Here is a 12,080-nt window from a genome sequence, read left to right on the forward strand (position 1 = left end):
CCGCCCGTTCGGTGGTGGTGACGGTCAGTACACCTCCGGCACCCAGTTCTGCTTGGACTTCTTCGGCCGCTTGTAGCCGTCGTCGCTCTGCCGCGGCGGCAGGTCCAGCTCGACCGGGGCGATGTCCTGGTAGGGGATCTGCTGCAGCAGATGGCTGATGCAGTTCAGCCGGGCCTTCTTCTTGTCGTCGGCGTCGACGATGTACCAGGGGGTCAGCTTCTTGTCGGTGTGCTCCAGCATGGCGTCCTTGGCCTTGGAGTACTCGACCCAGTGCTTGCGCGATTCGAGGTCCATCGGGCTCAGCTTCCAGCGCTTGATCGGGTTGCGCATCCGCTCGGTGAAGCGCTTCTCCTGCTCCTCGTCGCTGACCGAGAACCAGTATTTGATCAGGATGATGCCGGACTGGACCAGCATCTCCTCGAACAGCGGGCAGGCGCGCAGGAACTCCTGGTACTCCGCGTCGGTGCAGAAGCCCATGACATGCTCGACACCGGCGCGGTTGTACCAGCTCCGGTCGAACAGGACGATCTCACCCTTGGCGGGAAGCTGCGCCACGTAGCGTTGGAAATACCATTGCCCGCGCTCCTTCTCGGTCGGCGTGCCGAGCGCCACGATCCGGCAGACGCGGGGGTTGAGGCTTTCGGTGATGCGCTTGATGACGCCGCCCTTGCCCGCCGCGTCGCGCCCCTCGAACAGCACGCAGACCTTCAGACCGTTGACCCGCACCCATTCCTGGAGCTTGATCAGCTCGAACTGCAGGCGGGCCAGCTCGTCGATGTATTTGACCTTCTTGCCGCCCTTCGCCGGCTTGCCGCCGCCGAGGCCGCGCCAGTGGGATTCGATGGCCGCGACCTCCTTGGCGTCGCGCAGCACCTCGCCGCCGGTGGCCGGCACACCGAGCCCGAGGTCCTTCAGCTTCAGCGCCTTGCGCTTCTTACGCGGCGTCTCCTCTGCCCCGGCCCCGGCCCCGGCACCCGTCTTGACCTCGTCCATCGAACACACCCTGCTTATTGTTGTCCCCGCCAACCAACGCTAGGAGATGACGGCGCGTCAGGCAACCGCCCGCGCGCCCACCGCGACGAAGTGACCGAGGCCAGGAGCGCCGGCGGTCAGTCCTTTTCCTTCGCGTCGAAGGTTAGGTGGACGCCCAGGACCTCCGCGGCGATCCGGGCGACGGTCAGGTCGATGGGCGGCGGGGCGACGTTGACGCCGCGGCTCAGCGCCTCCGTCACGATCTCCATCACCTTCAGGCGGGCGTGCCATTTGGAGTTGGCGGGAACCGCCTGCCAGGGCGCCGTCTCGGTCGAGGTCTTGTCGAACATCGCCTCGATGGCCTTGCTGTAGTCGTCCCAGCGGGCGCGGTTGCGCAGATCCTCCTCGGTCAGCTTCCAGCGCTTGTAGGGGTTGCTCAGCCGTTCGCGGAAGCGGTTGAGCTGTTCGTCGGGCGTGATGTGCATGAAGATCTTGATGATGCGGGCCCCATCGTCGGTCAGCATCTTCTCGAACTGGTTGATCTCGTCATAGGCGCGCTTCCACTGCTCCTTGTCGGCGAAGCCCTCCACCCGCTCCACCAGCACGCGGCCGTACCAGGAGCGGTCGAAGATGGCAAAGGTGCCGGGGGCGGGCAGCTTGGTCCAGAAGCGGTAGAGGTAGTGCTTGCCCTGTTCGTCCGCCGCCGGGGCGCCGATCGGCCAGACGTGGAAGCCGCGGGGGTCGAGCGGTTCGGTCAGGCGGCGGATGCAACCGCCCTTGCCGGCGGCGTCCCAGCCCTCGAACACCAGGATGGCCCGGCGCTTCTCGTGCCAATAGGTCTGCTGGATGTGCAGCAGGTCCTTCTGCAATTTGGCGAGGCGGCGTTCGTAGTCGTCCTTGCTGCCGATGCCCTCCGCCGTCATATCGAGCTTGTCGAGACGGATCTTGCCGTTTCCGTTGCCCATGCACGCACCTTTCGAAATGTCTGGCCCAAGTGTTTTGGCCCAAGTGTCAGGTTTCGGAACCTTCGCGCTTCGCAGGGGTTGAGCGCGTGCGCCCCGCAGGGCGCGCGTTGCAACCTCGCGATGGTCCTTCCGGTGATGGTCCTTCGGCCGGTGACGGTCGTCCGGACGATCCACGGGGGGCGCCACGCTTGTCAACCAGCGGCGACCGGCTGGCGTGCCGCTGCCGACCAGGAGGATTTCCCCGATGGCCACCGCCGGACCGCGAATCTACAACCTGTTTCCCACGCTCGTCGGCCCGATGCGCGACTGGGCCGGGCATCTGCCCCGCATCCAGGGCATGGGCTTCGACTGGCTGTTCCTGAACCCGATCCATTACCCCGGTTTCTCCGGCAGCCTCTACGCCGTGAAGGATTATTACCGGCTGCACGACCGCATCCAGGGCGGCGCGCCGGAGCATCCGGACGAGCTGCTGCGCGGCTTCATCGCCGAGGCGGGGCGGCACGGACAGTCGGTCATGCTGGACCTCGTCATCAACCACACCGCCAAGGACGCGATCCTGGTGGGCGAGCATCCGGACTGGTACCGGCGCGACGCCAACGGCGACCTCTACAGCCCGCGCGCCGTCGACCCGGTGGACCCGACGCGGGTGACCGTCTGGGGCGACCTCGCCATGCTCGACTACGAGCGGGCGGATGTGCGGGCCGGGCTGACGGACTATTGGACGCGCTACCTGCGCCATTTCATCGGGCTGGGGGTGAAAGGCTTCCGCTGCGACGCCGCCTACCAGATCCCGGCGGAGGTGTGGAAGACGCTCATCGACCGCTCCCGCGAGGTCGATCCCGAGGTGAAATTCTTCGCCGAGACGCTGGGCTGCACGGTGGAACAGGTGCGCGACCTCTGCGGAGCGGGTTTCGACTTCCTGTTCAACAGCGCCAAATGGTGGGACTTCAAATCCGACTGGCTGCTCGACCAGTATGACGAGTTCCGCTGGATCGCCCCCTCCATCGCCTTCCCGGAAAGCCACGACACCGACCGTCTGGCGGCGGAGGTCGGCAGCCAGGACACCGAACGGCTGGCCGCCCAGCTGAAGATGCACTACCTGTTCGCCGCCTCCTTCTCAACCGGCGTGATGATGCCGGTGGGGTACGAGTACGGCTTCACCCGGAAGCTGGACGTGGTGAACACCACGCCGGACGATTGGGAGGACCCGAAGCTCGACCTGACCGGCTTCATCGGGGCGGTCAACGCCATGAAGGCGGACAGCCCGGCGCTGAACGTCGAAGGGCCGCAGCGGCGCGTCACCTCTCCCCACAATCCGGTGATCGGGCTGATCCGCGACACCGGCGGCTGGGCCAACGGGAGCGGAGAGGGTTGCAACGTCCTGCTCATCAACCCGGACGAGAACCAGCCGCACGCCATCGACCCCGGCCCGCTGCTGGCCAGCACCGGCGGCGGCTTCGCCGACTTCGAGGACGTGACCCCGGAGGCCGAGCCGCTGCCCTTCGAGCCGGGCCGCGACCTGCGCCTGCGTCCGCTGGAGATGCGCGTCTTCCGCGCCCGCCCGGCGCAGAGCCGCCCCATCGAGCTGAACCATCTGGGCGAGCGCGGGGCGGAACACGACGCCGGCACCCGCGCCTGGATGGACGAGCTGGCCTCCCGCCGAGTCACCATCGAGAACGTCTATCCGGAGCTGGACGGCGGGCGCTTCCCGGTCAAGCGGGTGGTCGGCGACGTGATGGAGGTGTGGGCCGACATCTACACCGATGGCACCTTCGTCCTCGGCGCCGCCGTCACCTACCGCCCGGTCGACGAGGAGGAATGGCGTGAGGTGCCCATGACCTTCGTCGACAACGACCGCTGGGTGGGCAAGCTGCCGCTGACCCGCAACACGCGCTACCAATACAGCATCCTGGCGTGGCGCGACGTCTGGGAGAGCTGGCGCGCCGACTTCAAGAAGAAGCACGACGTCGGGATGGACGTGAGCCTGGAACTGATCGAGGGCCGCCGCTTCGTCGAGCACGCGGTCGGGCAGAATGAAGGCGAGGGCCGCGCCGTGCTGGAGCGGGTGGTCGAGCGGATGACCAGCCTCCATGGGCCGGAGCTGATCGCCTACGCCCTGTCGGACGAACCGCGCCACGCCATGGCGAAATACGGCGAGCGGCAGTATCTGTCCCGCTACGGCTGCGACCTGGAGGTCTATGTGGACCGCACCGCGGCCCGCTACTCCGCGTGGTTCGAGATCTTCCCGCGCTCGGCCTCCCCGGACCCGTCGCGGCCCGGCACCTTCGACGACGTGTCGACCATGCTGCCCTTCATCCGGGGCATGGGCTTCGACGTGCTGTATTTCCCGCCGATCCACCCGATCGGGCGCAGCTTCCGCAAGGGACGCAACAACACGCTGAACCCCGGCCCGAACGATCCCGGCGTGCCCTACGCCATCGGCGCCACGGAGGGCGGGCACGCCGACATCGACCCGATGATCGGCGACTTCGAGGGCTTCCGCCGGCTGGTCAAGGAGGCGCGGCGGCACGGGATCGAGATCGCGCTGGACTTCGCCGTCCAGTGCTCCCCCGACCATCCCTGGATCAAGTCGCACCCGCAGTGGTTTTACTGGCGCCCCGACGGCACGATCCGCTACGCCGAGAACCCGCCGAAGAAGTACCAGGACATCGTCAACGTCAGCTTCTACCGCGAGGCCTACCCGGACCTGTGGTACGCGCTGCGCGACGTGGTGCTGTTCTGGTGCGACGAGGGGGTGCGCATCTTCCGCGTCGACAACCCGCACACCAAGCCCTTCCCCTTCTGGGAATGGATGATCCGCGAGGTGCAGGACCGCTTCCCCGACGCGCTGTTCCTTGCCGAAGCCTTCACCCGGCCCAAGCTGATGCGGCGGCTGGCGAAGATCGGCTTCACCCAGTCCTACAGCTACTTCACGTGGCGCAACACCAAGGCGGAGCTGACCGAGTATCTGACGGAGCTGACCCAGGGCGAGTCCAAGGACTACATGCAGCCCAACTTCTTCGCCAACACGCCGGACATCCTGCCGCCGATTCTGGTCCATGGCGGGCGGCCGGCGCACATGATGCGCGCCGTGCTGGCCGGGACCTTGTCGGGCGTCTACGGCCTCTACGCCCCGTATTTCGTCTGCGAGGCCGATCCCTATCCGGGTAAGGAGGAGTACAACCACTCCGAAAAATACGAGATCCGGCACTGGAACTGGAACAAACCCGGCAACATCGTCGATTACGTGACGCGGCTGAACAGGATCCGTGCGGAGAACCCGGCGCTTCATAAGTTCACGAACCTGAAATTCTACAACGCCTACGACGACAACATCCTGCTCTACGGCAAGATGACCGAGAGCAAGGACAACGTCATCCTGATCGCTGTGAACCTCGACCCGCACAACGGCCATGGCGGCACCATCGAGGTTCCGCTGTGGGAGCTGGGGCTGGACGACGGCGCGCATGTCCAGGTGGAGGACCTGTTCACCGGCCAGCGCTTCACCTGGATCGGCAAGTTCCAGCATGTCTGGCTGGACCCGCAGCAGAACCCGGCGGCGATCTGGCGCATCCGTCCGCCAGGGCGGTAAGGGAAGGGGAGCGTAGGGGCCCCACCCAAACCCTCCCCCGCTTTGCAGGGGAGGGCTTAACTCCTCCCCCTGCGCAGCGGGGGAGGTCGGGAGGGGGGCTCGTAGCAACCACTCCCCGCACCACCACCACACCGAAACTCTGGCATTCCCGCCCAACCCAAGCTAGAACCCGGCCGGTCCGTGACGGTTCTTCCTGGCGGGGGATGGGTGCAGTACCGGCTCGACGACGAGGCGTCCCTGTGTTCGATCGACATCCTGGCTCAGGCGGTCGAGCGCATCTGCGTCAAAGGCGTGCTGGAGCTGCGCATGCTGCGCAACGCGCTCCGCGAGGCCGCCACCAGCCCGACCCCCGACGCGGTCAAGTTTGCCTTCGCCATGTTCTCGCGGGTGGACGGCGACTACCGCCGCCTGATCGCGCACGAGGCGCTGAACCTTGCGACCGAGCAAAGGGGGCGTTACGCCGCCCCACGGCCGCGGGCGGTGCGCCGCCCGCGGATGCTGTAGCCCGCTCAGGCCATCGCCGGCGCGAAGTCCATGGTGGGCGCCACCAGCGTCTCGACCGCCGGGCGGGCGAACAGGTAGCCCTGCATCAGCGTGATTCCCAGATCGCGCAGCGCCTTTGCCTCGCCGGGCGTCTCGATGCCCTCGGCCACCGGGGTGATCCCCAGATCGCGGCACACGGTGAGGATCGCGCTGACGATGCTGCGGCGGGCGCGGTCGGTGTCGATGGAGCGGGTCAGCTCCATATCCAGCTTGATGATGTCCGGCTGAAACTCGGCGAGCAGGTTCAGGCCGGAGTAGCCCGATCCGAAATCGTCGATGGCGGTGTGGAAGCCCTGACGCTTGTATTCGGTGAAGATCGACTTCAGGTGCGCGCCGTCGACGACCCGCTCGTTCTCCGTCACCTCGAAGATGATGCGCTCCGGCGGGAAGCCGGTGCGCTTGGCGGCGGCGAGCGTGGCGCGGATGCAGGCTTCGGGCTGATAGACGGCGTTGGGCAGGAAGTTGATCGACAGCCGGGTGTCGGGCTGTTGGCCCAGGCCGAGACTGGCGGCCAATTCGATGGCCTTGACCCGACAGGCCTGGTCGAAGGCGTAGCGGTTGGCCTCAGTCACCTGGCCCAGCACCCAGCCGGCCCCCTGGCCGTCGAGGCCGCGCACCAGCGCCTCGTGCGCCCACGGCTGCCCACCGCCGACATCGACGATCGGCTGGAAAGCCATGGTGAAATCGAACCCCAAACCCTCGGTGCACTGCCCGCCGCACCCGCCGCCCTTGATCCGCTCCGCCGTCATGCCCGTTTCTCTCTTGGGGTGATTCTATGTTAATTCATTATAGTGCGTATATTGTCTCAAATTAATTCGACGCAAGGTGTGACATCGGGCCTGGAAAAAGGGTCTATGACGTTACTACTCCGTTCTTCGTTATTCGGCGGCGGCTTTATTACGCGCCTGAATCGCGGCCCATACGGACAGCGGGGTCGCCGGCATGTCGATGTGCTCGATTCCATAGTCCGAGAGCGCGTCCACGAGGGCGTTGATGACCGCGGGCGGCGCGCCGATGGCCCCAGCCTCACCGGCGCCCTTCATCCCAAGCGCGTTGGTGGTGCTGGGCACGCAGTTCAGCTTGATGCGGATGTCCGGCACATCCACCGCACGCGGCATCTGGTAGTCCATGAAGGAGCCGCTGAGCAGCTGGCCGCTGTCCGGGTCGAACACCACCCGCTCCTGGAGCGCCTGCCCGATGCCCTGGGCGACGCCGCCATGGACCTGCCCCATGACCAGCAGTGGGTTCACCACCGTGCCGAAATCGTCCACGACGGTGTAGCCGACGACCTCGACCACCCCGGTGTCGGGATCGACCTCGACCTCCGCCACGTGGCAGCCGTTGGGGAAGGTGTTGGCCGGCGGCGTCCAGCGGGCCACCTCGGTGAAGGCGATGGGGCCTTGCGCGGCGGCCTTGGCGGCCACCTCCTTGAAGGAGACGCTGCGATCGGTGCCGACGACGCTGAAGCGGCCCTCGACGAACTCGACGTCCACCGCGGCGGTCTCCAGCAGGTCGGCGGCCACCTCGGTCGCCTTGGTCACCACGCGCGCCGCACCCTCGGCCAGCGCCGCCCCGCCCACCGGGACGGAACGGGAGCCGCCGGTACCGGCGCCCCAGGCGACGCGGTCGGTGTCGCCCTGAATCACCTCGACATCCTCCGGCGGGACGCCCAGCCGGTCGGCGATGATCTGCTTGTAGGCGGTCTCGTGGCCCTGGCCGTTGGTCTGGGTGCCGATCATCAGGACGATGCGCCCGTCGCCGTTGACCTGCACCGTGGCCTGCTCCGCGCCGCCGCCCGCGCAGGCCTCGATGTAGGTGGCGATCCCGGCCCCGCGCAGCTTCCCGCGGGCCTTCGCCGCCGCCTTGCGGGCGGGCAGGCCGGCGTGGTCGGACAGCTCCAGCCCGTCGCGCAGATTCTGCTCGAATTCGCCGGTGTCGTAGGTCTGGCCCATCGGCGTGGCGTAGGGCATGGTGGTCGGCGGGATGAAGTTGCGCCGCCGGATCTCCGCCGGGCCGAGGCCGGTGACGCGCCCGGCGTGGTCGATCAACCGCTCCAGCAGATAGGCCGCCTCCGGCCGGCCGGCGCCGCGGTAGGCGTCCACCGGCTGGGTGTTGGTGAAAACGCCCTTCACCCGCACATAGACCGCCGGCGTGGTGTAGGAGCCGACGAGCATCGCCGACCCGGCGTCGGTCGGGATGAAGGGGCCGTAGTTCGACAGGTAGGCCCCCAGATTGGCGACCGTGTCCACCCGCAGCCCGAGGAAGCGCCCGTCGCCGTCCAGCGCCAGTCGGGCCCGGCTGACATGGTCGCGCCCGTGGTCGTCGCTGAGGAAGCCCTCGGTCCGCTCCGCTGCCCATTTCACCGGCCGGTTCAGGCGGCGCGCGGCGAACAGGCAGACCATGTATTCCGGGTAGTTGAACAGCTTCATGCCGAAGCCGCCGCCGACGTCGGTGGTGATGACGCGGAATTTCGATTCCGGCAGGCCGAAGAGCTGGGCGAACTGCTTGCGCAGCCCGTGCACGCCCTGGCTGGTGACGTAGATGACCAGCCGGCCGGTCTCCGCCTCCACCGCGGCGAGGCAGGCGCGGCCCTCCATCGGGTTGGCGACGACGCGGTTGTTGACGATCTCCAGCTCCACCACGCGGGCGGCCTTGGCAATCGCCGACTCCACCGCGGCCTCCTCGCCCTGTTCCCAGTCGAAGCAGAGGTTGCCCGGCGCCTCGTCCCACACCTGCGGGCGGCCCGCTTCCAGAGCCTCCGCCGTGCCGGCGATGGCGGGCCGGTCGTCGTAATCGACCATCACCAGCTCTGCCGCGTCGCGGGCGGCGTCCAGCGTTTCGGCCACCACCACGGCGACCGGATCGCCGACATGGCGCACGCGTCCCTTGGCCAGCGCCGGGCGGGGCGGGGCGACGTAGGGGGAGCCGTCGCGCTGGGTCAGCGCTGCGGCGCAGGGGATCGGCTGGACACCGTCGGCCTCCAGGTCGGCGACGGTGAAGACGCCGAGCACCCCTGGCTGCGCCGCCGCGTCCGCCGCGTCGATTCCGCGGATGTCGGCGTGGGCGTGGGGGGAGCGCACGAAGACCGCGAAGGTCTGGCCGGGAAGCGACACGTCGTCGGTGTAGCGCCCGCCGCCGGTCAGCAGGCGCGCGTCTTCGGTGCGGGGGACCGGCTGGCCGATGCCGAACTTCATCATGGGGCGGGGCTTTCCTATGGCGTGGAGAGACACCCGGAGAAGATAGGCGGAGCCTTGGCCGGCGAAAACCCTCGGTTGGGCATAAGCCGGCGGTGGCGTGGGGGCGCCGGGCCACCTATTCTTAGGCCATGTGCGGACGCATGATACTCGCCACGCCGGCTGCGGAGGTCCAGCGGCTGTTCGGCTTCCCCGAACTGCCGAACCTCCAGCCCCGCTGGAACGTGGCCCCCACCCAGCCTGTGCCCGCCGTGCGGCGGGAGGAGGATGGGCGTCATCTGGTGACCCTGCGCTGGGGACTCGTGCCCTTCTGGGCGGATGACCCGTCCATCGGGGCGCGGCTGATCAACGCGCGCGGCGAGACGCTGGCCGAGAAGCCGTCCTTCCGGGAGGCCTTCCGCAAGCGGCGCTGCCTCGTCCCCGTGGACGGATTCTATGAGTGGAAGGCCGAGGGCAAGCGCAAGCAGGGCTTCGCCATCCGCCGCCGCGACCGCGCGCCCTTCGCCTTCGCCGGCCTGTGGGAGCGCTGGAACGGGCCGAAGGGCGGCCCTGCCCCTGCGGAACCGCTGGAGACGCTGACCATCGTCACCACCACGGCCAACGCGGTGCTGAAGCCGCTGCACGAGCGCATGCCGGTGATCCTCGACGAGACGGACTGGGACCTGTGGCTGGACCCCGCCGCCCCGCTGCCGGTGCTGGAAGGGCTTCTGAAGCCGGCGCCGGACGCGCTGCTGGAGGCTCATCCGGTGGGGCCGCGCGTCAACAACGTGCGCAACGACGACGAAGCCTGCGCGGCTCCCTTGGACGATGCACCGCCCGATGACGCGCCGACCTTGTTCTGACTGGCGAAGTCTTTTGGTGGCGATTCTTCTCGTCGGCTCAACCGGAACGGCGTATGCCCAGGGAGGGACGACCAAAGGCAAGGTCGCCAACACCCCCAACGAGACGTTAAAAGGGCAGGGTGTCTCCATGGAGGGCGATACGCTGTCCATCAAAGGGACGCCGGTTCGCCTCATGGGAATCGACGCCCCCGACGTCGGGCAGAAATGCCGGAATCGTTACGGGCACGAACTCGATTGCTTCCGCATCGCCACGGCGGTGCTGGCCGGCCTGATCAAGGACCAGGAGGTGACCTGCACCATCGCCGAACGCGACCGCAACGGCCAGCAATTGGGCGAATGCCGGGTGCTCGGCGTCGATCTGGGGGCGGCCATGGTGGCGCGTGGCTGGGCCTTCGCCTACCGCAGCCTTTCGCCGGCCTACGCCTCCAGCGAGGCCTTCGCGCAGAGCCGCCGGCTGGGGCTGTGGGCGGGGCAGGTGGAGAAGCCCTGGCAGTGGCGGTCGCGTCAGCAGAGGGAGCAGGCGCGGTAGGTCCTGCGGTCCGGTTCGGCCATCTGGCCTCTGCCAACGGAGGAAGGGGGACTCGGCCTTTTTTTCGGTTCGCCCTCCTTGGGGGGCGTGATACTGTTTCAGAGTGTTAACAAGTTATTAATCAAGCCGACCGGCCAGCGCCCTTCGGTGCCGAAGGCCGGACGGACCCACCCACCGGCGCGGAAGAACGGGTCATGCGAGTCTACGCACGCCAGCTTTACGATCATCTCCCCTACTTGCGCCGCTACGCACGTGCGCTGACCGGAGCGACCGAACGCGGTGACGATCTCGTGACGCGCTGCGTCGAGGTCGCCGTGATGGCCCCGTCCCGCTTCGGGCTGGAAGCCGGGGCGCGGGTGCCGCTCTACGCCCTGCTGAATCTGCTGTTCGACGAGGACGGGGACGGGCTGCCGACCCCGTCGCCGCACCCCATCGAACGGGCGCTGGCGTCCCTGCCGGAAGGCGAGCGGCGCATGTATCTGCTGATCACGCTGGAAGGGCTGACGGTTCCTGAAGCCGCCCAAGTGCTCCAGATCCCCGCGCCGGAGGGCCAGGACCGGCTGACCGTTGCCCGCGACAAGGTGCGCAACGCCCTGACCCAGCGGGTTCTGGTGGTCGAGGACAACCCGATCCTGGCGATGGAGATCGGCTCGCTGGTCACCGACATGGGCCACGTCGTCTGCGGCACCGCCAACAACGAGCAGGAGGCCCTGGAACTGCTGGAGGCCGAGAAGCCGACGCTGGCCCTGCTCGACGTCCGGTTGGCCGACGGCGGCAGCGGGGTGGAGGTCGCCCGCCGGCTGCGCCAGAAGCGCGCCATGCGGACCATTTTTGTCACGGCCTTCGACGGCGACCTGGAGGAGGCGGACGCCCGCCATCTCGGCCAGATCGTCCGCAAGCCCTTCACCAACGAGGCGATCCAGGCGGCGATCTCCCGCGCGGTCTTCATGCCGAGCCCGGTGGCGCTGGCGTAACACGCGGTTCGGATTGGACATGCGAAAAGGGCGGCCCCGTCGGGCCGCCCTTTGCATGTGTGCTGCCGTGTTGCCGCCGGTTAGACGGTGGTCCGGCGCCCGGCGATCATGCGGTAGATGGCCAGGATGATGATGGCGCCGACAATGGCGCCGATAAAGCCGGCGCCTTCACCCGCCCGGTACCAGCCCACGGCCTCGCCCAGATAGGTGGCGACGAAGGCACCCGCGATGCCGAGCAGCGTGGTGATGATGAAGCCGCCCGGATCGCGGCCCGGCATCAGGAACTTGGCGACGATGCCGGCCAGGAAGCCGATGATGATCGTCCACAGAATACCCATAACCTCTCTCCCTCCAGTATCGATGTCCTCGATCCCACGCAGCCATAACGCCCAAAACGGCGTTTGGTTCTGCCCGAAGGAGGACCCCCTTGCGGATAAACCCACCTGGAGCATGGCCGGGAGGGAGAAGG

10 protein-coding genes are annotated in these 12,080 nt (G+C 67.8%); 5 read left to right on the forward strand and 5 right to left on the reverse strand.

From position 1 onward, the window contains the following. Positions 1-24: 24 nt before the first annotated feature. Positions 25-993, reverse strand: coding sequence for a polyphosphate kinase 2 (ppk2, locus tag AMK58_RS05665; RefSeq protein ID WP_035672781.1), 969 nt, complete (start codon positions 991-993; stop codon positions 25-27). 116 nt (positions 994-1,109) lie between these two features. Further along, positions 1,110-1,937: a polyphosphate kinase 2 family protein gene (locus AMK58_RS05670; RefSeq protein ID WP_035672784.1), complete on the reverse strand. Its 828-nt coding sequence runs from the start codon at positions 1,935-1,937 to the stop codon at positions 1,110-1,112. A gap of 244 nt (positions 1,938-2,181) precedes the next feature. Between AMK58_RS05670 and AMK58_RS05675 the strand changes: the two genes are divergently transcribed. Both AMK58_RS05675 and AMK58_RS05680 read left to right on the forward strand, forming a co-directional pair. Continuing rightward, positions 2,182-5,529, forward strand: a complete 3,348-nt coding sequence (locus AMK58_RS05675) for a maltotransferase domain-containing protein (protein WP_035672786.1) — start codon at positions 2,182-2,184, stop codon at positions 5,527-5,529. 180 nt (positions 5,530-5,709) lie between these two features. Beyond that, complete coding sequence (locus AMK58_RS05680; protein ID WP_137165192.1) at positions 5,710-6,033, forward strand: hypothetical protein; 324 nt, start codon at positions 5,710-5,712, stop codon at positions 6,031-6,033. 5 nt (positions 6,034-6,038) lie between these two features. Here the strand turns inward: AMK58_RS05680 and AMK58_RS05685 are convergent, their stop codons facing one another. Then, positions 6,039-6,821 carry an EAL domain-containing protein gene (locus tag AMK58_RS05685; protein WP_035672792.1) on the reverse strand — a complete coding sequence of 261 codons (783 nt, stop codon included), beginning with the start codon at positions 6,819-6,821 and terminating at the stop codon, positions 6,039-6,041. A 129-nt stretch (positions 6,822-6,950) separates the two neighbouring features. Further along, a complete protein-coding gene (locus AMK58_RS05690; RefSeq protein WP_035672795.1) occupies positions 6,951-9,269 on the reverse strand; it encodes a xanthine dehydrogenase family protein molybdopterin-binding subunit in 2,319 nt (772 codons plus the stop codon). Positions 9,270-9,409: 140 nt separating this feature from the next. Here AMK58_RS05690 and AMK58_RS05695 point away from each other — a divergent pair, with 140 nt between their 5' ends. The 3 genes from AMK58_RS05695 (at position 9,410) to AMK58_RS05705 (ending at position 11,611) form a co-directional block, all read left to right on the forward strand. Continuing rightward, the gene (locus AMK58_RS05695) at positions 9,410-10,108 is read left to right on the forward strand and encodes an SOS response-associated peptidase (RefSeq protein WP_079285332.1); all 699 of its coding nucleotides are present in this window, start codon (positions 9,410-9,412) and stop codon (positions 10,106-10,108) included. A gap of 16 nt (positions 10,109-10,124) precedes the next feature. Then, entirely contained in the window at positions 10,125-10,637 is a 513-nt protein-coding gene (locus tag AMK58_RS05700) for a thermonuclease family protein (RefSeq protein ID WP_236778185.1), read from the forward strand. Positions 10,638-10,831: 194 nt separating this feature from the next. Beyond that, positions 10,832-11,611 carry a PhyR family response regulator anti-anti-sigma factor gene (locus tag AMK58_RS05705; protein WP_035672802.1) on the forward strand — a complete coding sequence of 260 codons (780 nt, stop codon included), beginning with the start codon at positions 10,832-10,834 and terminating at the stop codon, positions 11,609-11,611. Between the two features lie 80 nt (positions 11,612-11,691). On the opposite strand, the gene AMK58_RS05710 is transcribed toward AMK58_RS05705, so the two are convergent. After that, positions 11,692-11,949, reverse strand: coding sequence for a GlsB/YeaQ/YmgE family stress response membrane protein (locus AMK58_RS05710; protein ID WP_014240033.1), 258 nt, complete (start codon positions 11,947-11,949; stop codon positions 11,692-11,694). Positions 11,950-12,080 lie beyond the last annotated feature (131 nt).

The sequence above is a fragment of the Azospirillum brasilense genome (assembly GCF_001315015.1).
Lineage (GTDB): Bacteria > Pseudomonadota > Alphaproteobacteria > Azospirillales > Azospirillaceae > Azospirillum > Azospirillum brasilense.

Coding starts and splice junctions, on each gene's coding strand:
- ppk2 (WP_035672781.1), bottom strand. CDS start 993: ATGGACGAGGTCAAGACGGGTGCCGGGGCCGGGGCCGGGGCAGAGGAG.
- AMK58_RS05670 (WP_035672784.1), bottom strand. CDS start 1,937: ATGGGCAACGGAAACGGCAAGATCCGTCTCGACAAGCTCGATATGACG.
- AMK58_RS05675 (WP_035672786.1), top strand. CDS start 2,182: ATGGCCACCGCCGGACCGCGAATCTACAACCTGTTTCCCACGCTCGTC.
- AMK58_RS05685 (WP_035672792.1), bottom strand. CDS start 6,821: ATGACGGCGGAGCGGATCAAGGGCGGCGGGTGCGGCGGGCAGTGCACC.
- AMK58_RS05690 (WP_035672795.1), bottom strand. CDS start 9,269: ATGATGAAGTTCGGCATCGGCCAGCCGGTCCCCCGCACCGAAGACGCG.
- AMK58_RS05695 (WP_079285332.1), top strand. CDS start 9,410: ATGATACTCGCCACGCCGGCTGCGGAGGTCCAGCGGCTGTTCGGCTTC.
- AMK58_RS05705 (WP_035672802.1), top strand. CDS start 10,832: ATGCGAGTCTACGCACGCCAGCTTTACGATCATCTCCCCTACTTGCGC.
- AMK58_RS05710 (WP_014240033.1), bottom strand. CDS start 11,949: ATGGGTATTCTGTGGACGATCATCATCGGCTTCCTGGCCGGCATCGTC.